20 protein-coding genes and 1 pseudogene are annotated in these 22,876 nt (G+C 61.6%); 13 read left to right on the top strand and 8 right to left on the bottom strand.

The annotated features are described in order from the left end of the window. Positions 1–115 precede the first annotated feature (115 nt). Both AC07W7_RS04730 and AC07W7_RS04725 read left to right on the top strand, forming a co-directional pair. Positions 116–406 (top strand): DUF3077 domain-containing protein, encoded by a 291-nt coding sequence (locus tag AC07W7_RS04730; RefSeq protein ID WP_495038843.1) that lies wholly within the window; start codon positions 116–118, stop codon positions 404–406. A gap of 190 nt (positions 407–596) precedes the next feature. Continuing rightward, positions 597–764, top strand: coding sequence for a YhfG family protein (locus AC07W7_RS04725; protein WP_495038842.1), 168 nt, complete (start codon positions 597–599; stop codon positions 762–764). Between the two features lie 72 nt (positions 765–836). Here the strand turns inward: AC07W7_RS04725 and AC07W7_RS04720 are convergent. Beyond that, a pseudogene (locus tag AC07W7_RS04720) lies at positions 837–923 on the bottom strand (AraC family transcriptional regulator); the annotation flags it as partial. Positions 924–1,122: 199 nt separating this feature from the next. Here AC07W7_RS04720 and AC07W7_RS04715 point away from each other — a divergent pair. From AC07W7_RS04715 to AC07W7_RS04705, 3 genes are read left to right on the top strand one after another with little or no spacing between them, the layout of a single operon-like run. After that, positions 1,123–2,466 (top strand): CHASE2 domain-containing protein, encoded by a 1,344-nt coding sequence (locus AC07W7_RS04715; protein WP_495038841.1) that lies wholly within the window; start codon positions 1,123–1,125, stop codon positions 2,464–2,466. 38 nt (positions 2,467–2,504) lie between these two features. After that, complete coding sequence (locus AC07W7_RS04710; RefSeq protein ID WP_495038840.1) at positions 2,505–2,870, top strand: hypothetical protein; 366 nt, start codon at positions 2,505–2,507, stop codon at positions 2,868–2,870. A 12-nt stretch (positions 2,871–2,882) separates the two neighbouring features. Beyond that, entirely contained in the window at positions 2,883–4,448 is a 1,566-nt protein-coding gene (locus tag AC07W7_RS04705; protein ID WP_169901066.1) for a M48 family metalloprotease, read from the top strand. A gap of 79 nt (positions 4,449–4,527) precedes the next feature. Here the strand turns inward: AC07W7_RS04705 and AC07W7_RS04700 are convergent, their stop codons facing one another. Then, positions 4,528–5,823 (bottom strand): OprD family porin, encoded by a 1,296-nt coding sequence (locus AC07W7_RS04700; RefSeq protein ID WP_169863984.1) that lies wholly within the window; start codon positions 5,821–5,823, stop codon positions 4,528–4,530. Positions 5,824–6,281: 458 nt separating this feature from the next. Here AC07W7_RS04700 and AC07W7_RS04695 point away from each other — a divergent pair, with 458 nt between their 5' ends. Beyond that, positions 6,282–8,354: a TonB-dependent receptor gene (locus tag AC07W7_RS04695; protein ID WP_495038839.1), complete on the top strand. Its 2,073-nt coding sequence runs from the start codon at positions 6,282–6,284 to the stop codon at positions 8,352–8,354. A 122-nt stretch (positions 8,355–8,476) separates the two neighbouring features. On the opposite strand, the gene AC07W7_RS04690 is transcribed toward AC07W7_RS04695, so the two are convergent. The 4 genes from AC07W7_RS04690 to AC07W7_RS04675 all read right to left on the bottom strand — a co-directional run bounded on the left by AC07W7_RS04690 (position 8,477) and on the right by AC07W7_RS04675 (position 14,008). Then, positions 8,477–8,689 (bottom strand): hypothetical protein, encoded by a 213-nt coding sequence (locus AC07W7_RS04690; RefSeq protein WP_099169312.1) that lies wholly within the window; start codon positions 8,687–8,689, stop codon positions 8,477–8,479. Positions 8,690–8,932: 243 nt separating this feature from the next. Beyond that, positions 8,933–10,039, bottom strand: coding sequence for an agmatine deiminase (gene aguA, locus AC07W7_RS04685; protein ID WP_495038838.1), 1,107 nt, complete (start codon positions 10,037–10,039; stop codon positions 8,933–8,935). Positions 10,040–10,044: 5 nt separating this feature from the next. Next, positions 10,045–10,923: an N-carbamoylputrescine amidase gene (aguB, locus tag AC07W7_RS04680; protein ID WP_057437091.1), complete on the bottom strand. Its 879-nt coding sequence runs from the start codon at positions 10,921–10,923 to the stop codon at positions 10,045–10,047. 175 nt (positions 10,924–11,098) lie between these two features. Then, complete coding sequence (locus AC07W7_RS04675; protein ID WP_495038837.1) at positions 11,099–14,008, bottom strand: aminotransferase; 2,910 nt, start codon at positions 14,006–14,008, stop codon at positions 11,099–11,101. 177 nt (positions 14,009–14,185) lie between these two features. Here AC07W7_RS04675 and rfbB point away from each other — a divergent pair, with 177 nt between their 5' ends. From rfbB to AC07W7_RS04640, 7 genes are read left to right on the top strand one after another with little or no spacing between them, the layout of a single operon-like run. Further along, a complete protein-coding gene (gene rfbB, locus AC07W7_RS04670; protein WP_076965067.1) occupies positions 14,186–15,268 on the top strand; it encodes a dTDP-glucose 4,6-dehydratase in 1,083 nt (360 codons plus the stop codon). Continuing rightward, complete coding sequence (rfbA, locus tag AC07W7_RS04665; protein WP_169865826.1) at positions 15,265–16,140, top strand: glucose-1-phosphate thymidylyltransferase RfbA; 876 nt, start codon at positions 15,265–15,267, stop codon at positions 16,138–16,140. Before rfbB ends, rfbA begins: the two co-directional genes overlap by 4 nt. Next, a complete protein-coding gene (gene rfbC / locus AC07W7_RS04660) occupies positions 16,137–16,682 on the top strand; it encodes a dTDP-4-dehydrorhamnose 3,5-epimerase (protein ID WP_076965065.1) in 546 nt (181 codons plus the stop codon). The genes rfbA and rfbC overlap by 4 nt, the downstream gene beginning before the upstream one ends. Then, entirely contained in the window at positions 16,679–17,560 is an 882-nt protein-coding gene (gene rfbD, locus AC07W7_RS04655) for a dTDP-4-dehydrorhamnose reductase (protein WP_495038836.1), read from the top strand. Before rfbC ends, rfbD begins: the two co-directional genes overlap by 4 nt. Positions 17,561–17,595: 35 nt before the next feature. Next, the gene (locus tag AC07W7_RS04650) at positions 17,596–19,404 is read left to right on the top strand and encodes a sensor histidine kinase (RefSeq protein ID WP_099169359.1); all 1,809 of its coding nucleotides are present in this window, start codon (positions 17,596–17,598) and stop codon (positions 19,402–19,404) included. Next, positions 19,401–20,783 carry a sigma-54-dependent transcriptional regulator gene (locus AC07W7_RS04645; protein ID WP_076965062.1) on the top strand — a complete coding sequence of 461 codons (1,383 nt, stop codon included), beginning with the start codon at positions 19,401–19,403 and terminating at the stop codon, positions 20,781–20,783. Before AC07W7_RS04650 ends, AC07W7_RS04645 begins: the two co-directional genes overlap by 4 nt. Positions 20,784–20,809: 26 nt before the next feature. Beyond that, positions 20,810–21,265, top strand: coding sequence for a thioesterase domain-containing protein (locus AC07W7_RS04640; protein ID WP_076965061.1), 456 nt, complete (start codon positions 20,810–20,812; stop codon positions 21,263–21,265). A 131-nt stretch (positions 21,266–21,396) separates the two neighbouring features. On the opposite strand, the gene cysQ is transcribed toward AC07W7_RS04640, so the two are convergent. Continuing rightward, on the bottom strand, positions 21,397–22,233 hold the full coding sequence (cysQ, locus tag AC07W7_RS04635; protein ID WP_076965060.1) for a 3'(2'),5'-bisphosphate nucleotidase CysQ: 837 nt from the start codon (positions 22,231–22,233) through the stop codon (positions 21,397–21,399). Then, positions 22,230–22,796, bottom strand: a complete 567-nt coding sequence (gene nudE, locus AC07W7_RS04630) for an ADP compounds hydrolase NudE (RefSeq protein ID WP_076965059.1) — start codon at positions 22,794–22,796, stop codon at positions 22,230–22,232. The genes cysQ and nudE overlap by 4 nt, the downstream gene beginning before the upstream one ends. Positions 22,797–22,876: the final 80 nt, after the last annotated feature.

The following is a 22,876-nucleotide window of genomic DNA, read 5'->3' as shown; positions in this document are numbered from 1 at the left end:
TCGTGACTGGCAGCTCTTTTTGGTTGTACCAAAGGAGCAAGCTTATGCCGTACGAAAAGACCTCAAGACACACTGCACTCCCCGCTTATGGCCTTCCGTATTCCGGAGGCCAGCAATGAACACCTCAACCCCAGCAACCACCCTCGGTGCCGTAACCTTCGCAGACTGTGGCGAAAGCAAACACGATATGAAGGTCTTCCGCGTCAATGCCGGCATTCCCTTCCAGGAAGCCCTTGAACACGCCTCCCACCTGCTCTACTACGCCAATGTTCTCTCGCTCGATGCCGCCATGGATGTAGACGGGGAAAAGTATGCGTTTTCTTCGCACTACCTGGGCGAGATGGGTAAAGCGATCCTCGACGATGTGCTCCTGGCCATGCAGCCCGAGGGGCCTGAGCCGCAGTAAGCCGTTCGCGCCCGATGCTGTGCGTCGGGCGCCTGACCCCCTCAGGGAATCGGGAGGAAACCACTTTCTTCTGCTGTCAGCACGGCTTTCGAAGTGAGCGCCCCCAAGGCGGCGAGCACCGCTGATGCAGGGGCCAAACAGGTAGTTGAATACGCTATATTCTCGGCCAACACATATGTGGAGAGCTGACGTGAAAAAGCTGAGTTTTCAAGCCAAAAAAGCTTACTTCGCCAAACACCGTAAATCCAACTTCGCTGCAAGCTTGCGGCTTGAGGGTTTTACAATCTCCCAAAATGACGATCACAAGCTACCGACTCGTGAAGCTGCACTTGTGGCCGTTCGGCAAGTCAAAGCTTGAGCAGCGATAAATACGGGGGTGAGCAGGATCACGGCTATACCCCAAATCAATCGCCCCCCCGTGTCACCGACTCCCCAACCTGACCACCGCTGCCAACAGGTACGCCTGCTGGCGCCACGCCACAAAACTGATACCCGCCTGCTGACGAAGGAACCTGCTGCTGCGCGAGTACGGTGAAATCTCGCCCAGCGAGGACGTTATCTCCCGCTTGATGCCAAGGGCGGCGAGCATAAGATGGCACTTAGCCATATTTCTAATTGACACCCCCCGCCCCGTCCTTTAAAACCCATGCATTCGCTGTGCTCCCGCGGGAAACCCTGCCCCCCAACAGCACCCGCCGTTTTTTATCGAGACATGGATGTCGAAGAACCCGCCGCTGTTTAATCGCCGCCGTTATTTGCTCGCGTTTTTTATCGTCTTGCTGGCAGTGCTCGACCCCTTCGGCCTGGCCAGCTCCAGTGACAAGGCATCCGCCCAGTGGCTCAACCGGATGTTCTCCAGCAAGTACCCCAGCACCGGTCAGCAACACATTGCCGTGGTGTTGGTCGATGACGCCTACCTGATGCGCAATAACACCTCGTGGCCAATGCCATATAGCGAGCAGAGCAAGTTGTTCAAGCGCTTGCTGGCCTACAAGCCCAAGTCGGTGTTTGTGGATTTGTTGTACAGCCACGATCACTCCCAGGGCGACCCGACGCGGGGCAGTCAGGTGTTGGCGAATGTGTTCGAGCGCTATCAACGCCGGGGTATTCCCTTACTGTTGGCCAATACCGGGGTGACGCGGGGCGAGAATGGGCAGGCCAATACCCTCGAGCAATTTGCCGCGTTCAGCCAGCCGGGGCTGGTGATGTGGTCGGGGGTGGATGACAAGTACCCCCTGGCGATGCCGACCGCGTTGGGGCTGATGGAGACCCCGGCCCTGGCGCTGTACCGCCAGTTCTGCAAGGACCGGCCGTGTGCAGACCTGCCCCGGGATGCCGAAGCGGCTGCGCAGTTGCAGCCGATCGCCGTGCAGTGGGGCCTGAAGCTGGCACCCGGGCAGGCGCAGATTGCGGATATCCGGCATTGCGCACCCCCGCGCAATTTTGTGCTGGATTGGGTGGCGCAGTTTTTCCAGGCGGTGTTCTGGAAACTCGACGACTCCGCCCAGGCCCGTTGCCCGTATAGCCTGACCCTGTCGGCCAGCGACCTGGAGGTCAGCGCGCCGGAGGATCAAGCGCTGGTGGCCGGTTTGTTGCGCGACCGGCTGGTGATGGTCGGGGCCAGTATCACCTCCACCGGCGACCTGGTGCAGTCGCCCGTGCATGGGCTGATCCCCGGGGTTTACCTGCATGCCATGGCCCTGGACAACCTGATCAACAAGGGTATGGATTACGACCGCGAGCCGGCCAATTTCCCCGGATGGAACCTGCATTGGGTGGACGTGCTGGAGCTTGGGCTGCTGGCGCTGATTATCGTGCTCAAGGCCCTGCATGCCCGGCGCCTGGCGGGCTTGCCTGCCTGGACACGCTGGCGGCAGCAGGAGGTCCGCTTCTTCACTTCGCCCTACCCGTCGTGGGGGTTGGTCATGCTGATGCTGCTGACGGTGTGTGGGGTGCTGTATCTGAACCACATCACCCTGGTCAACGTGCTGGGTATTGTTTTGCTGTCATTGGCGCTGTTCAGCGAACGGATCGAAGCCTTCTTCGACCGTGGCCGCTAAAGGGTGCCGCCATGTCGTCTCACTCAAGGAAACCAAGGATGACCAGAATTTTCATCGTGTTGCTCGTCGCGCTCTACAGCCAGGTGGTACTGGCCGAAACCCACGTCATCAAGGCGTTCCTGGCCGACCCCGTGGAGGTGGTGGACGAGCAAGGCAAGCTGCAGCGGGAAATAGCCCGCAAGGACACACCCAAGCAGCCCATTGCGGTGTTGCAGCTCAACAAGGCGTTGGATCTGGTGCAGGTGGAACTGGCCGGCCAGAAAATCTGGCTGGATGTTGGAGACCTGCGCATCGAGCCGCCACTCAACGTCATGGAGCTACCGTGCCAGCAAATGCCCCAGAGCCTGGCCAGCGACACGCACAACAAATCCACGCTCGGCTACGGCGCCGGCTGCAGCCAATAAAGGAGTATCGCGGTGAAGGGATATCTATTGCTGGCCAGTGCATTGCTCAGTGGTTGCGCCACCCTGAAAGGTGCAGACCAGGCGTTTCTGAACCTGGTGGGGCCATCAACCCAGTCGCAGGTCCAGGGCCACTATGTAAATGACGCCGACGTGCGCCAGTACTACAAGCTCGACCCGCAGCGCGCAGGCCAGCAGCGCCTGAGTTACGACGGCCGCACCGTGCCTGCCGCCGAGGCACGCCAGCAGAACCTGGTGGATATCCCGATGCTGCAGGTGTACTTGCAGGGCATCGTCACGCGCCTGTCCAAGGGCTGGCCGGGGCAGTTGCCGCTGTTGCAGGTGAAGATCACCGACAGCTACAGCTTCGGGCCATCGGCGGACCCGTACGGCAATATCTTCGTGCCCCTGGGCATGCTGGAAAACGTCGGTAGCGAAGACGAAATCGCCGCCATGCTCGGCCATGAAATGAGCCATGTGCTGCTGCATCACCATGATCGCGCCGCCGCTTTCCAGCAGCAGAAGGAAATGTTTACCACGGTGGCCTCTACCGTGGCCCTGGCAACCGTGGCGGCCAACACCGGGGTGGACCGCAGTTCGGGCACCATGAAACTGTTCAGCAAAGACCCGGCCGGCACGCAAAAAACCATCGGAAATACTGTGCTGTATACCTCGCTGGCCAACAGTTTTTCCGACAACGTCTGGAGCACTGCGTGGGGCCGCAGCCAGGAAGATCAGGCAGATCTACTCGGCACCGACCTGATGATCCGGGCCGGCTACGCTCCCCGTGCGGCCACCCATAGCCTGGAACGGCTGAATGATTTCCAGGGCAAGCAAAAGCCGCTGCTGACGGGCTTTCTCACCGCACGCAAGAACGCGATGCAAGACTCGTTGCAGCAGTTCAACCTCGACCGCTTTACCAAGGAGCTGGACGTGCTGGTCAAGGACGGCCTGACCAATACCATCACCGCCACCACCGATTACTTCAACCGCTCCCACATGTCCGCCCTTGACCGTGACACCGAGCTGCGCCAATACCTGCAACGCGAGTACCGCAAGGAGCGCCGCGCCCGGGTCAACACCACGAGTTGGCCAAAGGTGCGTGACGCCGCGCCAGTGGCCAAGGCCATGCAGGGTTACAAGGACGCCTATGCCGCCACTGCGGCCCTGGCCAAAAACAAGGTGCCCGAGGCCGATGCGTTTATCCGGCGGGCCTTGCGCTCACCGGTCAAGGACCAGCCGAACATCCGCCGCACCGCCTACGCCGTGCGCCTGGCCCAGGGCAAGAACGCCGAGGCGCTCAAGGAGTTGCAGGCGATCAAGGACTGGTCCCTGGCCGGGCCTTCGACCTATGACTTGATGATCAGCTACTACCTCAAGCGCGGCGACGGCAAGGCTGCGCTGGCGATGATCGACACAGCCGAGCGCCACCTGGGTTCGGAAGAGTTGTTTATCACCGAGAAGCTGCTGGCCAACCAGCAATTGCAGAATGCCCAGCAGGTGCAAAGCGTGCTGCGCAAGTGTGGGCAGTACCCGGCGCGCAAGGCCAACTGCCAGAAGTTGGCGCAGGTCAAAGCCTAGGCTTGACGTTTCGCCGCTATAAAAAAACCCCGACAAGTCGGGGTTTTTTATGGCCTGGTATCAGGCACGACGTACGATCTTAGAACACGTTGATCGGGTAGTCGGCGAACAGACGGATTTCGTTACCACCAACGTTGTAGTTGTTGGCGTTAGTCGAAACACGCAACCAGGAGGCACGGGCACGCAGGCTCAGGTCTTTAGCCGGACCACTCTGTACCACGTACTTGAACTGGTTGAAGATTTCACGCTCGGTGCCATCGCCACGGTTGCTACCGTCGTCGATGTTGGTGCCGCGCACGTAAGCGATGTTGTAGGTCAGACCCGGTACGCCAAAGGTGCTGAAGTCAATGCCGTAGCCGACCTGCCAGGAGCGCTCATCTTTGCCGTTGAAGTCAGACCAGTAGGAGTTGGCCAGCAGGATGGTGTTACCACCGTCGCCGATACCACTACCCTTGGTGTTGTTACGGTAGCCGCCGTACATGTAGCCCGTGTCACCGGTGCTGCGCTGGTGAGCCAAGGTCAGGCTGTGCGGACCGAAAGCCCAAGTGGCGCCCAGGCTCCAGATTTTGTTGTCGCGAGCGTCGGCATCACCTTGAGTCAGCTGGGCGAAGCTCTTGTCCAGCTTGGTCTTGTAGCCGTTGAAGTCAAAAGTCAGCGACTGCTCTTGTGGCAGGGCCAGCACGTAGTTGACGTTGACGTATTGCTTCTTCAGCACGTCTTCCATATCGGATGCGTACAGCGCGGCCGACAGGCTTTCGGTGAACTTGTAGCTACCGCCCAGGTAGGCAATGTTTTTCAGGTTGCCACTGTCGGTGCCTTCGGCGCCTTTTTGGGCTTCCTTGGTGAAGTAACCACCTTGCAGCTCCAGACCCTTGATCTCTTTGGAAACGATCGAGGTGCCGGTGTAGGTTTCCGACAACAGACGGGAGTTGTCGTACTGCAGGACCGGCACGGCTGGCATCTGGTCACCGTACTTCAGCACAGTGTTGGAGATGCGTGCCTTGACGGCTGCGCCGCCCTTGGCCAGGTCGTGGGGTGCTGCGCCGCTGTCGCCTTGCTTGAAGAAGTTGATGCCGCCAGCGCCGCTGCGACCTTTACCACCGTCCAGGCGGATAGCGTATTGGCCAATCACGTCCACACCCACACCCACGGTGCCTTGGGTGAAGCCGGACTCGAACTTACCGATGAAGCCCTGACCCCACTCGGCTTTATCTTTACCGCCGTCTTTGTAATCGCGGCTGATATACGCGTTACGCGCCGCGATGTTCAAGTGGCTATCTTCCACGAAGCCTTTGGATTGCTCCTGGTCGTTTGCCATTGCCTGAGTAGCGCTCAAAATCCCCAGAGCAATCAGACCCATCCGTTTATTCAACATTTTCTTATTCCTTATTACTGGTTGAGTACGCGCTGTGACACCTGACTCCATTTGGCTTTTTTTGTATCGACTTTCCCTGGATAAAAAAAGGCCCGCGGACGAACGAATGTGCCGCGGGCCTTTTTATAGGGAAGTCATGGCGGTTAGCCACAGGCGTTGGGCGAATCCTATCCGTGCCCTGAACCGCATGTCAATTTCGTGAATCGTCTGTATTTAGGCAAAAAAAGTCTAAGCGATATTATTTAGCCATTATTTACGCAAACTATACGCTCGCCCAATTCATCCCGTGAATAAGCCGCTGGTGGGTAACGCATTTTCCAGTGTGGCGTAAAATTCCACAAAAAACACATTTTGAAACATTTATCCGCCCCAAGAGCACAAGAATGAATCATGCGCGCAAATAGCAAGCATTATCATTAGCGCGTTATTTTTCTCCCTCTTACGGATGCCCTCCCTTAATGCCTGCCCTTCGCCTGACGCCCATGACCCTTGGGCTTTCTGCATTGCTGTGCGCCGGATTTGCCAGTGCCGCGACGACCCTGCCCGCCACCTCCATCAGCGCCGAAGCCGACGAGGACGACCCGCGCATCAAAGACACCCACACCGCCACGCGCACCGCCACACCGGTGCGCTATGTGCCCCAGGCGATCGATTCGGTAAAGACCGAGAGCCTGCGCGCCTACGGCACCAACGATCTGGGCCAGGCCTTGAGCGGCATCCCCAACGTCAGCAGCGGCGCCGATACACGCTTTGACAGTTTGCGTATCCGCGGCTTTGAAGCCAGCAGCGACTTCTATCTCGACGGCATCCGTGACGACAGCCAATACGTACGCGACTTGCACAACATCGAGCGCATCGACGTACTCAAGGGCCCCGCCGCCGTGTTGTACGGCCGTGGTGGCCAGGGCGGGATCGTCAACCGTGTCAGCAAACTGCCCCAGGCCGGGCGCGCTTCCAGTATCGAAGCCCAGGGCGGTACGAACGGGCTGCGCAGCCTGTACACCGACTTGAGCGCTGACCCCAGCGAGAACATCAGCCTGCGCCTGAACATGGGTAACGAAGACACTGACAGTTTTCGCGACAACGTCAGCGGCAACCGCAAACTGTTCGCGCCGTCGATCAGCTGGCAACTGACCCCGCAACTGAACTGGCTGGTGCAATACGAATACAGCCGCTATGACCGTACCCCGGACCGTGGCATTCCTGGCGTGCGCGGGCGCCCGGCCGATGTGAGCCGCGATACCACCTACGGCGACCCTCGCGACTACATCGACGACACCACCCAATCGCTGCGCTCCAAGCTCGCCTATGAACTCAACGACAGCTGGCAACTGCGCCATACCCTGGGCGTGTTCAAGCTCGACAGTGACTTCGACAATACCTACCAGACCAGCTACGACCCGGTGACCAACAAGGTCGGGCGCCAGCGCTGGCAGCAAGACCTGACGACCCGCAATGTCTTCAATAACGTCGAGCTCGAAGGTGGCTTCAGCACCTTTGGCCTGGAACACCGCCTGCTGACCGGCGTGGAGCTGGGCAGCCAGCGCCGTGACCCAAAGCTGTACAGCGCGGTAACGGCAACAGTGCCCGGCCTCGATCTGAACCACCCCAACCGGCACCTGAGCCATACCGGGCCGATGAGGATCTCCAGCAACAACCACACCGAAGTCGAAAGCCAGGGCCTGTATGTACAGGACCAACTGCGCCTGAACGATCAGTGGCAAGTACTCGCCGGTTTGCGCTACGACCGTTTTGAAGTGGACACCACCAATAAGATCATCAATACCCGGCAAAACGTCGACAGCCACAACACCAGCCCACGGCTCGGCGTGGTGTGGACGCCGGTGGAGAACCATTCGTTCTACGCGTCCTGGAGCAAGACGTTCTCCCCCACCGGTGGCGGCCTGATCGGCATCACCCCGAATGCTCCCGGCAATGCCAACGACCTGAGCCCCGAGCTGACCAAGCAAAAGGAAATCGGGGTCAAGAGCGACTGGCTCGACGACCGCCTGAGCACCACCCTTGCCGTGTATGAGCTGGAGCTCTACAACCGCCGCACCCGTGACCCGGAAAAACCGCTGATCACCCTGCTCAGCGGTCTCCAGCGTTCCCGGGGTATCGAGCTGACGGCCACCGGCAAAATCGTCGGCAACTGGTATGTACGCGGCGGCATCGGCGTGCAGGATGCCAAGGTGGTAAAAGACAACAATGGCTTTGAAGGCAAACGCATCAGCGACGTGGCCAAGCGCAACGCCAGCCTGTTCGTCACCTGGAAACCGGAAATGGGCTGGTATGCCGAAACCGGCTTGACCCTGGTGGGCGACCGTTATGCCGATAATGCCAATACCGTGGTGTTGCCGGGCTATGGCCGCTGGGACGCCCTGGCCGGGTTCCGGCACAAGGAATGGGATGTAAAGGCGGCGCTGAACAACATCAGCGACAAGACGTACTACGCCTCGGCAACCAGTGCCAACCAGATCCAGTTTGGTGACCCGCGTAGCCTGGTGGTAACGGGGACGTACAACTTCTAACCCACATGCGGTTCATGTGGGAGCGGGCTTGCCCGCGATGGCGGTGTGTCAGTTGATGCATATGTGACTGATACACCACAATCGCGAGCAAGCCCGCTCCCACATTTGGATATCAGTGCCCATCAGTCCTGGATCAACTCGCACAGCGCCTGCACTTCATCCTCACTGAACAACCCTGCCGGGTAACGCTCCCTTATCACACGTCGCGGGTCAGTCTGCCGGATCCGTCGCGAGCCGTTTGCCTTCAACCAGAGTGCCAGCGTGTGAATCGCGTCACCGCGCACGACCAAAGGATGGCGCGTGCATTTATAGACCAGGTTGATATCGGCATTCATTTCAGCGCTCTCTCCTACTGCTTGAGCGGCTAACTTACTCAAGGTTTATGACAGAACTGCGCAGTCACAAACCCCGCTCACGGTCCCAACGCCGATACAAGAGCTGTGCCAATGCCCCCGGTTTACAGGCTTGCAGACACAAAAAAGCCCACGACCCCGACGGGCCATGGGCTTGCTGCTCTTACCCGGAGCAGTTGCCAGCGATCAGTCGCTGTGCAACGAAATCGCCTGTTACAAGTGCACTCAGTTTTTGTGCGGCGCGGGCTGTTGTTGGGTCAGGCAGTGGATATTGCCGCCACCCAGTAACAGTTCACGGCCCGGCACCATCACCACTTCATGCTGCGGGAACAGGCCCTGGAGAATTTCCTGGGCGCGGCTGTCCAGCGGGTCATCAAAACTCGGCGCGATAATGCCGCCGTTGACGATCAGAAAGTTGACGTAGGAGGCGGCCAAGCGCACGGTCGGATTACGCTCCTGGGAACCGTCCACCGGGTCGACCCCGGCACATTCTTGCTCAGTGGCGTACAACGGCCCCGGGATCGGCATTTTATGCACGGTAAACGCGCGGCCCTTGGCGTCCGTGCTGTTTTGCAACACGTCCATGGCTGCGTGGCAGCGTGCATAGTTAGGATCTTGCGGGTCGTCAGTCCAGGCCAGCAACACTTCGCCCGGGCGCACGTAGCAGCAGAAGTTATCCACATGGCCGTCGGTTTCGTCGTTGAACAGGCCGTCGGGCAACCAGATGATCTTATCCACAGCCAGGTTGGCGCTGAGTACCGCTTCGATTTGCCCACGATCCAGATGCGGGTTGCGATTGCGGTTGAGCAGGCATTCCTCGGTGGTGATCAGGGTGCCTTCACCATCGACGTGAATCGAACCGCCTTCAAGCACAAAACCCTCGGTGCGATAACGCGGGCTGCGCTCGATCTCGAGGATTTTGCCGCCCACTTGGGCGTCGCGGTTCCACGGTGCATACAGGCCACCGTCAAACCCGCCCCAGGCATTGAAGTCCCAATTCACGCCACGCACTTCGCCTTGGTCATTGATCACGAAGGTCGGCCCGCTGTCGCGTACCCACGCATCGTCGCTGGACATCTCCACCACACGAATATTGGGCAGGTCCAGGCGCGCCCGGGCGTTTTCGTACTGGCCGGCGGAAACCGCAACCGTCACCGGTTCAAAACGCGCAATGGCCTTGGCCACCGCCACATGGGCCGCCTGCGCCGGCTTGCCGCCCAGGCGCCAGTTGTCCGGGCGCTCGGGCCAGATCATCCAGGCCTGGGTCTGGGGGGCCCACTCGGCGGGCATATAGAAGCCATCAGCGCGAGGCGTGCTGTGCAAAGTGGTCATGGCGATCAGGACTCCAGGGAACCGTCGAGGGTCTTGAGCGCGCCGTACAGGTTCGGCCGACGATCACGGAACGAGCCCCATGCGCTGCGGATGTGCTCCAACTCATCGAGGTCGAAGCTGTGCACCAGGATGCCTTCTGCGGTTTCGTTGAGTTCTTCGACTTTCTCGCCGAACTGGTTGGCAATGAACGACGAGCCGTAGAAGGTAATGTCGTAGCCGTCCTGCTCTTCGTTGCCGATACGGTTGCTGGCGATCAGCGGCATCAGGTTGGCGCCGGCATGGCCTTGTTGCACACGCTGCCAGTGGTCGCGGGAGGAGATGGTCTTGTCGTGTGGCTCGCTGCCGATGGCGGTCGGGTAGAACAGGATCTCCGCGCCTTGCAACGCCATGCTGCGGGCGCATTCCGGGAACCACTGGTCCCAGCAGATGCCCACGCCGATTTTTGCGTAGCGGGTGTTCCACACCTTGAAGCCGGTATCGCCCGGGTTGAAGTAGTACTTTTCGTGGTAGCCAGGGCCGTCCGGGATGTGGCTTTTACGATAAATCCCGAGGTTGGAGCCGTCGGCATCGATAATCGCGATGCTGTTGAAACGCGCACGGCCGGCCAGTTCAAAGAAGCTGATCGGCAGCACCACTTGCAGTTCCTTGGCGATTTTCTGGAAGTGCTTGATGGCCACGTTATCGTCAACCGAGGTGGCCAGTTGCAGATAGTCCGGGTTCGGCTTCTGGCAGAAATACGGGCTTTCAAACAACTCCTGGATCAGGATGATCTGCGCGCCTTTGGCGGCGGCCTCACGGACCAGCTTTTCAGCGGTCTCGATATTGGCTTCGAGGTCCCAGGAACAAGCCATCTGGGTAGCGGCGACGGTAACGATACGGCTCATGAATCATCTCCTGGGCGGTGGCCAGCGGCCAGGATAAACCGGGGCCGATGACAGAAAGGCGAATGTTGGAGGACTTTATAGCGGATAAAAATCGGCTTTTAAAGCATGCAAGCATCCAACCGTCTAAAAAATGCAAAATTATCCCGATAACAATCGAGTTCAAATATCGAAGGGGTTACAGCCCTTCATCCAACACCTTCGACAGCATGTCGACAAAGAAATCCACACTGCGTTTAGACGTGACCATCGGCGGCTTGATCTTGAGGATGTTCAGATAGTCCCCGGTCGGCTGCATGAAAATCCCCAACTCCCGCAGGCGCTCACACAGCCTCGCGGTCTCTTGCGTGGCCGGCTCCAGGGTCTGCCGATCCCGCACCAGCTCCAACCCCAGGTAGAAGCCCGAGCCATGCACCGCCCCCACCAGCGGATGGCGCTCGATCAACGCTTGCAGCCGCGCCTTGAAATGCCCGCCGACCACCTGGGCGTTTTCCCAGAGTTTTTCTTCCTCCATCACGTCCAGCACCGCCATGCCAATCCGGCAACTGACCGGGCTGCCGCCCGAGGATGAGAAGAAATACCCTTCGGCCTCCAGCGCTTCGGCGATTTCCCGGCGGGTAATCACTGCGCCCAGGGGCTGGCCGTTACCCATGCCCTTGGCCATGGTGATGATGTCCGGCACCACTCCCTGCTCTTCAAAGCCCCAGAAGAAATGGCCCATGCGTCCGTAGCCAACCTGCACTTCATCGGCGATACACACCCCGCCCTGGGCGCGCACCAGGGCATACACCTGCTGCAAATAGCCCGGCGGCAGGGAGATACCGCCGGCATTGCCATACACCGGCTCACAGATAAAACCCGCCAACTGGCGCTGGCTGGCGGCGATTTTCGCCAGGTTGTGCTCGACGCTGCGCACGTAGTCTGGCGCACTGTCCGGGCCACGGAATTCACCGCGATAGGTATTGGGCGCGGTCACGGGGTGCACCCAGTCCGGCCGGCTGCTCAAGGCCTGGGGGTTGTCGGCGATCGAGGTGGACACCGCATCGGCCGCCACCGACCAGCCGTGATAGGCCTCCAGCACACTGAGCATGTCGCGCCCGCCACTGTAGGCCCAGGCCAGGCGGATCGCCAGGTCGTTGGCCTCGGTGCCACTGTTGACCAGGAACACGCGGTCCATGGAATCCGGCGCCAGGGCCAGCAGACGCTCGGAAAACTCGGCAATCGCAGCGTAATGAAAACGCGAGTTGGTGTTGAGCAGCGACCACTGCCGCGCCGCCACCTGGGCCATGCGCGGATGGCCGTGGCCCAGCACCGCGACATTGTTGAGCATGTCCAGGTAGGAACGGCCCTGCATATCGATCAGATGGTTGCGCCAGCCACGCTCGATGCGCGGCGGGTCAACGTAATAGTACTTCTGGGAACGGGCGAAGCTGGCATCGCGCCGGGCCAGCAAGGTGTCTGGATCCAGCTCCGGCTCGGCATCACAGGCAAGGCCCAGCAGCGTCGCCGGTGACGGGCACAACGCCTGCCAGGCCGCCGCGCGGGACGGTGTGCAGAACAGCGGCGGCTCAAGATCGGCCCGGCACAACTGCACCGTCAATAGGCCACCAGCCTCACCCAGGACCTGGCCCTTAAGCACCATTGCGCCGGGCGGTAACGCGGTTTCCAGCCCCCACAGCCGTACATGCAGTTGCCCACTGTGCACACATAATCCGCCATCGGCAGTGCTGCGCAGGGTACCGGCGAACGGCGCTTGTACAACCGTGCCCCGGGGCGCCTGCAATTCGACGTGCAGCGCCAGGGTATCAGGCTCGGCCGCGCAGTCGGGGCGCGTGCGGGACAGGCGATATTGGCCATAACGACTGGCCGCCAGGCCATGCACCGCGGCCGCTTGCTGCAAGAGCTGTTGGTCGATGCCGGGGGCTTCCCAGTTACCGACCTCGAAATGCGGGCTGAGTACGCCCAGGTCGATCAGCGCGAACTCACGCCCCACCAACCCCGGCAGCAGCGGGGCAAAGCCTTCGCTGGCCAGCGGCGCCAGGCTGGCACCGACGCACGCCAGGATCGCCGCCTCCATCAACTCAAACGGCACCGAGAGGGCAACCTGGAAAATTTCCCACTCATGCTCGGCATTCTTCAACAGGTAGGTGTTATCCGGGTCCAGGCGCTGCTGCTGCTCACTGCTCAGCACCAATACTGCCGCACGGGCCACGATCAGCGGCCACAGCGCCTGCAACTCCTGTGGCTGCAAAGGGGTCAGGGCGTGACAGGCCTGGATCGCCGGCAGGATCGCAAACGGGTCGCCCTCGACGTGGTGCAATAACGCCGCACAGGTCACCGACAAGTCCGCAACCCGCCAGGTGTGCACCAGATCACCGAAATCGATCACCCCCTGCACCTGCCAGTGCTGCTCGGCGTCGCGCTGCCACACCACGTTGTCGTCGGTGATATCCAGATGCACGGCCTGCCAGGGCAACTGATCGACCAAGGGCCGCAGGCGCTGCTCGACCTGTACCGCGACCCGCTCCAGGGCCGCGCGCTGCGCCAGGGTGTCGAGTGTCGACAGTAAATGGCCGATCAGGTCCAAGGCATGGCGCGGGTCCCATTGCAGGGTGCGCTCCAGGCCCCCATGCGCAAAACCGGCCAAGGCCTGGCTCATCTGCCCGCACAGGTGGCCAAAACCAGCGATCACGTCACGGCCCAGGTGCGGCAGGTGGGTCAGCGGCCGGCCGTCGATATAGTCCAGCAACCGCAGGTGCACGGCCTGCCCAGCCACCGTCACGCTCAGCAGTTGCTCGCCGTTGAGGGTGCTGATGACCCTGGGCACCCGGACCGCAGCGTGGGCCTGCAAGTGCCCAAGGGCCGCGTGCTGGGCCTGCAGCTCAACGGCGGCGTACTCGCCACGGCAGATTTTCAGGACGAAGCGGCCACGGTCGCTGTCGACCCGGTAATTGAGGTCTTGCTGACTGCCCAAGGACTGTAGCGTGCCACTGAGGCCGTAATGCTGCTCAAGCAACTGCAAGGCATGTTCCGGGCCGACCTGCGGGCACGGCAGACTGGCGCGGTGGATCAATGTATCGAGCAACATGTGACGGCCCCTGGTTTTTTTGTCCGGTGCTTATATCGCCATTGTTGACGGGTGTTACGCAACCCCTGGACGACAGCCACACCGGCAATCTGACCACGCGCCCTTGCACCGGCCCGCTCCACAACACAAGCTATGCGTCATTCGCTTTATGTCTGTCTAAGGAAAAGGGCTTTTGACATGCGCATTCTCATTACCGGCGGTGCAGGGTTTATTGGTTCGGCCCTGGTCCGGCACTTGATTCAACACACCGGGCATGAAGTGCTCAACCTCGACAAACTGACCTACGCCGGCAATCTTGAGTCGCTGACCAGCATCGCGACCAACACCCGCTACGAGTTCGTCCAGGCCGATATCATCGACCAGACCACCGTCAGCGCAGTGCTGGCGCGCTTCCAGCCCCAGGCCATCATGCACCTGGCGGCCGAGTCCCATGTCGACCGCTCCATCGACGGTCCGTCGGACTTTATCCAGACCAACATCGTCGGCACCTACAGCCTGCTTGAAGCCACTCGCGCCTATTGGCAACAGTTGGCAGAACCGGCCAAGAGCGCCTTCCGCTTCCATCACATCTCCACCGACGAAGTGTATGGCGACCTGCATGGTGTGGATGACCTGTTCACCGAAACCACGCCTTACGCGCCAAGCTCGCCTTACTCTGCGAGCAAGGCCGCGTCCGACCACCTGGTTCGCGCCTGGCAGCGTACCTATGGTTTGCCGGTGCTGCTGACCAACTGCTCGAACAACTACGGGCCGTTCCACTTTCCCGAGAAGTTGATCCCGCTGGTGATCCTCAACGCCTTGGCGGGCAAGGCCCTGCCGGTGTACGGCGATGGCCTGCAAGTGCGCGACTGGTTGTTTGTCGAAGACCACGCCCGGGCGCTGCTCAAAGTGGTCACCGAAGGTGTGGTAGGCGAAACCTACAACATCGGCGGGCACAACGAGCAGAAGAACATCGACGTAGTGCGTGGCATCTGCGCACTGCTCGAAGAGCTGGCGCCACAGCGTCCGGCCGGGGTTGCCCAGTTCACCGACCTGATCACCTTCGTCAAGGACCGTCCAGGCCACGATCAGCGCTACGCCATCGACGCCGGCAAGATCGAGCGCGAACTCGGTTGGGTTCCTGAAGAAACCTTCAAAACCGGCCTGCGCAAGACCGTTCAGTGGTATCTGGATAACCTGGAGTGGTGCCGCCGGGTCCAGGACGGCAGCTATCAAGGACAACGACTGGGTAACACCGACCTAAAGGATCTGATCGCATGATGAAGGGAATTGTATTGGCCGGCGGCTCCGGCACCCGCCTGCACCCCATTACCCTGGGCGTGTCCAAGCAATTGTTACCGGTCTATGACAAACCGATGATCTACTACCCGATCTCGGTACTGATGTTGGCTGGAATCAAGGAAATCCTGGTGATTTCGACCCCGGCGGACCTGCCGCAATACCGCAACCTGCTGGGGGACGGTAGCCAGTTCGGGGTTACCTTCAGTTATGCCGAACAGCCCAGCCCGGACGGCCTGGCCCAGGCGTTCCTGATTGGCGAAACGTTTATTGGTAAGGATCCGGTGTGCCTGATTCTGGGCGACAACATCTTCCATGGTCAGAGCTTCAGCCAGCAACTGCACAGCGCCGTCAAACGCGACAAGGGCGCCACGGTGTTCGGCTACTGGGTCAAAGACCCGGAGCGCTTTGGCGTGATCGATTTCGATAGCGAAGGCCGCGCGCTGTCCATCGAAGAAAAGCCCCTCAAGCCCAAATCCAGCTATGCCGTTACGGGCCTGTATTTCTACGATAACGACGTGATCCAGATTGCCAAGTCGATCAAACCGTCGCCACGCGGCGAACTGGAGATCACCGACATCAACAATGCCTACCTGCAACGGGGCGACCTGCAGGTTGAGCGCTTCGGTCGTGGGTTTGCCTGGCTCGACACCGGCACCCACGACAGCCTGCTGGAAGCCTCGCAGTATGTACAAACCATCGAGCACCGCCAGGGCCTGAAGGTCGCTTGCCTGGAAGAAATCGCCTATCAGAGCGGCTGGATCGACCGTGAGCACCTGCTCGAACACGCGAAGTACTTTGGCAAGACCGGCTACGGGCAGTACCTGTTCGCCCTGGCAGGAGAACCCCGGTGAATATCGTTGAAACCTCCCTGCCCGGTGTGCTGCTCATCGAGCCCAAAGTGTTCGGTGACGAACGCGGTTTTTTCTACGAAAGTTTCAACGCCCGCGCCTTTGCAGAGGGCACCGGCCTTACACGCAACTTTGTCCAAGACAACCATTCACGCTCGCAGAAAGGCGTATTGCGCGGCCTGCATTACCAGCTGGAGCACACCCAGGGCAAACTGGTGCGCGTCAGCGCCGGCGAGGTCCTGGACGTGGCGGTCGACATCCGCCGCAGTTCGCCGAACTTCGGCCAATGGGTGGGGGTGCGCCTGTCTGCGCAGAATCATCGTCAACTGTGGGTACCGGAAGGGTTTGCCCACGGCTTTGTGGTGCTGAGCGACTACGCCGAGTTCCTCTACAAAACCACCGACTACTACCAGCCAAGTGCCGAGCGCTGCATTCTGTGGAATGACCCGACGCTGGCCATCGACTGGCAACTGAGCGAGCCCCCACAACTATCCGCCAAGGATCAGCACGGCAAGCCCCTGCTGGAAGCCGACCTGTTCCCATGAGCACAGCCTTGAAAATCCTCATCACCGGCCAACACGGCCAGGTTTCCCGCGAGCTGCAACAGCGGCTCCAGGGCCTGGGTGAGTTGATTGTGCTCGGTCGCGACCAGCTCGACCTGGCCAACCCCGGGCAGATCCGCCAACAGGTACGCAGCCATCGCCCGGGGCTGATCATCAATGCGGCGGCCCATACTGCTGTCGACCAGGCCGAGAACGAGCCCGATGTGGCCTTCGCGATCAATGCCACGGCGCCCGGTATCCTGGCCGAGGAAGCCAAGACCCTGGGCATCCCGTTGATCCACTACTCCACCGACTACGTGTTCGACGGCAGCAAGCCTGCGCCCTACACCGAAGACGATGAGCCCAACCCGTTGGGGGTCTACGGCCAGAGCAAACTGGCGGGCGAACAGGCCATTGCGGCGGTGGGTGGTCAGTACCTGATCCTGCGGACCAGTTGGGTGTATTCGGGCCACGGCAAGAATTTCCTGCTGACCATGCAGCGCCTGCTCCAGGAAAAACCGCAGATGCGCATCGTCGCCGACCAGATCGGCGCACCGACCTGGGCCGGGACTATCGCCAACAGCACCCGCGCCCTGATCGAACGCTGGCAGGCTGGGCAGGCCGGGGACTGGGGCGTGTATCACCTGACGGCTCAGGGCGAGACTTCATGGTTCGGCTTTGCCCAGGCCATTGGCGAGCAGCTGCTGGCCGAAGGCAAGGCCTGCGCCACACTGGAAGGGATCCCCGCCAGCGACTACCCGACGCCCGCCCAGCGCCCGTTGAACTCGCGCCTGGATTGCAGCCGCCTGCAACAACAATGGCAAGTCGGCCAACCGCAGTGGCGTGAAGCATTGCGCGAGTGTCTTGCACAGCAGCACTAGGCATAATGCGCCTGTACCCTCAGGCGCAGACCTACATGACTCCACCCCTTCCGCGAAGACCCCGCTGGCGCAGCCTGGCCTTGCTGGCGTTGTGCCTGGCACCGCTGCTGTGGCCGCTGGAGCATCTGGCCGAGCGCTACTATCGCAGCGAACTGGCCGGGCAGAACCGCCAAACCCTCGACCTGTACGTCGCCAACCTGCTGGGCACCCTGCACCGCTACGAAGTGCTGCCGCAGATCCTCGGCGACCTGCCGGCCTTGCGCACGGCCCTGGCAGCGCCTCACGTCAGCACCAACCTGGTCGCCGCCAACCAGTTGCTCAAGCAGGTGGCAGCCCAGGCAGGCGTGGAAGTGATGTACCTGATGGACACCCGCGGCAAGACCCTGGCCGCCTCGAACTGGGACAAACAGGACAGTTTCGTCGGCCGCAATTTTTCCTTTCGGCCTTATTTCAGTGAAGCGATGGCCGGGCGCCTGGGGCGCTTCTTCGGCCTGGGCACCACCTCGGCCAAGCGCGGGTACTTCTTCGCCGCTGCGGTGCGCGAAGATGAGCATGTGATTGGCGTGCTGGTGGTCAAGGTCGACCTGGACCACACCGAAAGTCTGTGGGGCCAGACCCCCGAGCAACTGCTGGTCACCGACCACAACGGCGTGGTGATCCTGACCTCACGCCCCCAATGGCGTTTTCGCGCGACCCGGCCCCTGACCGAGGCCGAGCGCCAGGCGATTATCGCGATCCAGCCCTACCCGACCCGCGATCCGCAGCCCCTGAACTTCAACCCCAACGCCTGGCTGCGCCAATCCACCGAAATCGCTGAAACCGGCTGGAATGTAGAAATCCTTGCCCCGCGCACTCTGATCGACCGCCCCGTGCGTACGGTGGTCGCGGTCGGCGGTGCCACCTTGCTGGTGCTGATGCTGCTGCTCGGCCTGATGATGCAGCGCCGTCGCCACTACCTGGAACGCATCGCCTTTGAAGCCAAGGCCCGGCGCGAGCTGGAAATGCGCGTGGCCGAACGGACCAGCGACCTCGAAGGCCTCAACCGCCGCCTGCGCCAGGAAGTGCTGGAGCGCGAAAATGCCCAGCAAGAACTGGTGCGCGCCCAGGACGACCTGGTGCAGGCCGGCAAGCTGTCGGCGCTGGGCACCATGTCGGCCAGCATCAGCCATGAGCTCAACCAGCCCCTGGCGGCCATTCGCAGTTACGCAGAAAACGCCGGGATTCTCCTCGACCACCAGCGCACCGACGACGCCCGCGGCAACCTCAAGCTGATCAGCGAACTGACCGGGCGCATGGCCTCGATCATCGCCCACTTGCGCGCCTTTGCCCGTCGCGACCGGCATGCCCCGGAAAGCGTGGCCCTGCAACCGGCCCTGGACGACGCGCTGGCATTGCTGGCCAAGCGCCGGCGGGCCATGGAAGTAGAACTGATCCGCGACTTGCCAGAAGCCTCCCTGTGGGTGGAGGCCGGCGAAACCCGCCTGCGCCAGGTGCTGGGCAACCTGTTGGCCAATGCCCTGGACGCCCTGACCGAAAAAGGCCCGCCGCGCAAACTGTGGCTGAGTGCCGAATCCACCGAGCAGGGCGTCAATCTGTACATTCGCGACAATGGGCCGGGGTTCTGCATGGAAGCCCTGGGTCGCGCCGGCGAGCCCTTCTACACCACCAAGACCCGCACCCAGGGCCTGGGGTTGGGCCTGGCCATCTGTGACACCCTGATGCGTGCCTTTGGTGGCGAGCTGTTGTTTGCCAACCACAAGGAAGGCGGCGCACTGATAACCTTGAAACTGCGCGCCGGAGCACCCGGCGTCAGTCTGCAACCGTCCGAGGACCGCAGTGTATGAGTATCGATAACCAGATTCAGGTGGTGTTGATCGACGATGATCCACACCTGCGTCAGGCCCTGTGCCAGACCCTGGACCTGGCCGGGCTGAAAGTCCTGCCCCTTGGCGAGGCCACCGGCCTCACGGCGCGCCTGTCGCGGGACTGGCCAGGAGTGGTGGTCAGCGACATCCGCATGCCCGGCATGGACGGCCTGGAGCTGCTCACCGAACTCCACGGCCAGGACCCGGAGCTGCCGGTGCTGCTGATCACCGGCCACGGAGATGTACCCCTGGCGGTGCAGGCGATGCGCGCCGGCGCCTATGACTTCCTCGAAAAACCCTTCGCCAGCGACGCCCTGCTCGACAGCGTACGCCGCGCCCTGGACCTGCGCCGGCTGGTGCTGGACAACCGTAGCCTGCGCCTGGCCCTGAGTGATCGCCAGCAACTGAGCACGCGCCTGGTGGGCCAGTCGGCGCCGATGCTGCGCCTGCGCGAGCAGATTGGCGCGCTGGCGGCGACCCGCGCCGACGTGCTGATCCTCGGCGAAACCGGCGCCGGCAAGGAAGTGGTGGCGCGTGCCCTGCACGACCTGTCGAACCGCCGCACCGGGCCGTTTGTCGCCATCAACGCGGGCGCCCTGGCCGAGTCCGTGGTCGAAAGCGAGCTGTTCGGCCATGAGCCGGGAGCGTTTACCGGTGCGCAGAAGCGGCGGATTGGCAAGTTTGAATTTGCCAACGGCGGCACGTTGTTCCTCGATGAAATCGAGAGCATGAGCCTGGATGTGCAGGTCAAGTTGCTGCGCCTGTTGCAGGAGCGGGTGGTCGAGCGCCTAGGCGGTAATCAGCAGATCCCCCTGGATATCCGCATCATCGCCGCAACCAAGGAAGACCTGCGCCAGTCCGCCGACCAGGGGCGCTTTCGGGCTGACTTGTACTACCGCCTGAACGTCGCGCCGCTGCGCATTCCGCCCCTGCGCGAGCGTGGCGAAGATGCCTTGATGCTGTTCCAGCACTTCGCCGACGAGGCCAGCAGCCGCCACGGCCTGCCGCTGCATGAACTGCAGCCCGGCCAACGGGCAATGCTGTTGCGCCATAATTGGCCAGGCAACGTACGGGAGCTGCAAAACGTCGCCGAACGCTTCGCCCTCGGCCTGGAGCTGGCCCTGGACAGCACACCCGACGGCCCAGCGCCCGGCGTACCGATGTCCACCGGGGGCTTGAGCGAGCAAGTCGAACACTTTGAAAAAGCCTTGATCGCCGCCGAACTCGGCCGCCCCCACAGCTCGGTGCGCAGCCTGGCCGAGGCCCTGGGGGTGCCGCGTAAAACCCTGCATGACAAGCTGCGCAAACATGGGCTGAATTTTGCCGACAGCGGCAACGCCCACACCGATGACGAATGACCTTTCACGCCCGCCAAGAGACCGCCATGAGCCGCGATAGCCGTTACCTGGAATCCATTCTGCACCATGACATCCCCCTGACCCGGGAGATGGGCCTCAAGGTGCTCGACTGGCAGGACCGGCAACTGCGCCTGCACTTACCGTTGCAAGCCAATATCAACCACAAGAGCACCATGTTCGGCGGCAGCCTGTATTGCGGCGCGGTCTTGGCCGGCTGGGGCTGGCTGCACCTACAGCTGCGCGAGGAAGGGATTGAAGACGGGCATATCGTGATTCAGGAAGGGCAGATCAGCTATCCGCTGCCTGTCACCCAGGACGCCACGGCGATTTGCCAGGCGCCGGAAGACAAGGTGTGGAAGCGATTCTTGGCGACCTACCAGCGCCATGGCCGGGCACGGCTAGCCCTGCAGACGTGGATTGTGAATGAGGGCAGTGAAGAGCAGGCGGTAGCGTTTACCGGGCAGTACGTGTTGCACCGCTAGGCAACCAATGTGGGTTGCGGGCTTGTGTGGGAGCGGGCTTGCCCGCGATGGCGGTGGGTCAGTCAACTATATCTAACCTGACACCGCGCCATCGCAGGCAAGCCCGCTCCCACATTTGATCTGCATTGCCTTCAAGAACGGGCCAGAGTCAGCAAGCGCTCGCGCCAGGCGGCCTTGGCCGGCAAGGCCAGGAAAAACGGGTTCAACAGTGACTCACGCGCCGGGTAGCTGAACGGCTGGCCATTCAACTCCAGCACTTCGCCGCCAGCACCCTCCAGCACGCCCTGGGCGGCGGCGGTGTCCCACTGCGACGTCGGCGCCAGGCGCGGATAGCAATCGGCGCTGCCTTCGGCCAACAGGCAGAACTTCAAGGAACTGCCGATATTGGCCAGCTTCAACGCCCCCAGCCCTTGGCTCAAGCCATCGAGCAAGCGCTCCTGTTCGGGGCTGGTATGGCGGCGGCTGGCAACCACGGTGAACGCCTCGCCCACCGCCGGCTTCTGGCGCACCTGGATCGGTCGGGGCGTGGCATTCACGTCGGAACGCCACGCCCCAAGGCCGGCGCCGCCGAAGTAGCAGCGGCCACTGGTGGGCATCGACACCACGCCAAACACCACCCGCCCCTGTTCGATCAAGGCGATGTTGACGGTAAATTCTTCACTGCCGCTGATAAATTCCTTGGTGCCGTCCAGCGGGTCCACCAGCCACCAGCGTTGCCAACCGGCACGCACGCTCTGGTCGATATCGGCATCTTCTTCCGACAGCACCGGGATGCTGGGGTCCAGCGCAGTGAGGCCGGCGAGAATCAGGTGATGGGCGGCCAGGTCGGCGGCGGTGACCGGCGAATCATCCGCCTTGGCCGTCACGGCCACATCGGCGCGCCAGTACGGCAGGATGACCTCGCCGGCCTGGCGGGCCAGTTCAATCACCGGGGCAATATAGGCATGGCCGAGGAACAATTCGCTCATGGCAGGTAGGCTCCGCGCTGGGTCAGCAGGTCCCGCACCAGGTACAGCGCGGCGAGGGCACGGCCTTCACTGAACTGCGGGTTCTGCGCCAGTTGCGCCAGCTCGCGCAGGTTGACCCGGTCCACGCGCATCGGCTCGGGCTCGTCGCCTTCCAGGCGTTCTTCGTACAGTTCGGTGGCCAGCACCACCTGGATTTTCTGGCTCATATAGCCGGGGGACAAGGACAGTTCGGTCAGGTGCTCCAACTGCCGTGCGCCATAGCCCGCCTCTTCCTTGAGTTCACGGTCTGCCGCTGCCAGCACGTCTTCACCCGGCTCGATCAGGCCCTTGGGCAACGACAGTTCATACTCATCCGTGCCACCGCAGTATTCTTCCACCAGCAACGCGTGGTCAGCGTCGATCATCGCCACAATCATCACCGCGCCATACCCTGCACCCCGGCCCACCAGGCGCTCGTAGGTCCGCTCAACGCCATTGGAAAAGCGCAATTGCACTTCCTCCACGCGGAACAAACGGCTACTGGCGACAATTTCGCGGGCGAGGACGGTGGGTTTCTGGCGCATAAAGGGCTCCTTGGCGTGATCGGGTTACTATACCGTGGCTTTTCCGATTGTCTGTGTCGGATATATTTACTTACCTGCTT

It is taken from the genome of Pseudomonas sp. GW821-FHT01D09, assembly GCF_059422465.1.
The sequence above is the reverse complement of the archived record's forward strand: the minus strand, read 5'-3'. Positions and strand labels throughout refer to the sequence as shown.

Bases quoted from the DNA above. Each gene is read 5' to 3' on its own strand.
- AC07W7_RS04700 (WP_169863984.1), bottom strand. From the start codon at position 5,823: ATGTTGAATAAACGGATGGGTCTGATTGCTCTGGGGATTTTGAGCGCT.
- AC07W7_RS04695 (WP_495038839.1), top strand. From the start codon at position 6,282: ATGCCTGCCCTTCGCCTGACGCCCATGACCCTTGGGCTTTCTGCATTG.
- nudE (WP_076965059.1), bottom strand. From the start codon at position 22,796: ATGCGCCAGAAACCCACCGTCCTCGCCCGCGAAATTGTCGCCAGTAGC.
- AC07W7_RS04650 (WP_099169359.1), top strand. From the start codon at position 17,596: ATGACTCCACCCCTTCCGCGAAGACCCCGCTGGCGCAGCCTGGCCTTG.
- rfbB (WP_076965067.1), top strand. From the start codon at position 14,186: ATGCGCATTCTCATTACCGGCGGTGCAGGGTTTATTGGTTCGGCCCTG.
- aguB (WP_057437091.1), bottom strand. From the start codon at position 10,923: ATGAGCCGTATCGTTACCGTCGCCGCTACCCAGATGGCTTGTTCCTGG.
- AC07W7_RS04730 (WP_495038843.1), top strand. From the start codon at position 116: ATGAACACCTCAACCCCAGCAACCACCCTCGGTGCCGTAACCTTCGCA.
- AC07W7_RS04645 (WP_076965062.1), top strand. From the start codon at position 19,401: ATGAGTATCGATAACCAGATTCAGGTGGTGTTGATCGACGATGATCCA.
- AC07W7_RS04690 (WP_099169312.1), bottom strand. From the start codon at position 8,689: ATGAATGCCGATATCAACCTGGTCTATAAATGCACGCGCCATCCTTTG.
- AC07W7_RS04715 (WP_495038841.1), top strand. From the start codon at position 1,123: ATGTCGAAGAACCCGCCGCTGTTTAATCGCCGCCGTTATTTGCTCGCG.
- cysQ (WP_076965060.1), bottom strand. From the start codon at position 22,233: ATGAGCGAATTGTTCCTCGGCCATGCCTATATTGCCCCGGTGATTGAA.
- AC07W7_RS04640 (WP_076965061.1), top strand. From the start codon at position 20,810: ATGAGCCGCGATAGCCGTTACCTGGAATCCATTCTGCACCATGACATC.
- AC07W7_RS04710 (WP_495038840.1), top strand. From the start codon at position 2,505: ATGACCAGAATTTTCATCGTGTTGCTCGTCGCGCTCTACAGCCAGGTG.
- rfbD (WP_495038836.1), top strand. From the start codon at position 16,679: ATGAGCACAGCCTTGAAAATCCTCATCACCGGCCAACACGGCCAGGTT.
- AC07W7_RS04675 (WP_495038837.1), bottom strand. From the start codon at position 14,008: ATGTTGCTCGATACATTGATCCACCGCGCCAGTCTGCCGTGCCCGCAG.
- aguA (WP_495038838.1), bottom strand. From the start codon at position 10,039: ATGACCACTTTGCACAGCACGCCTCGCGCTGATGGCTTCTATATGCCC.
- rfbA (WP_169865826.1), top strand. From the start codon at position 15,265: ATGATGAAGGGAATTGTATTGGCCGGCGGCTCCGGCACCCGCCTGCAC.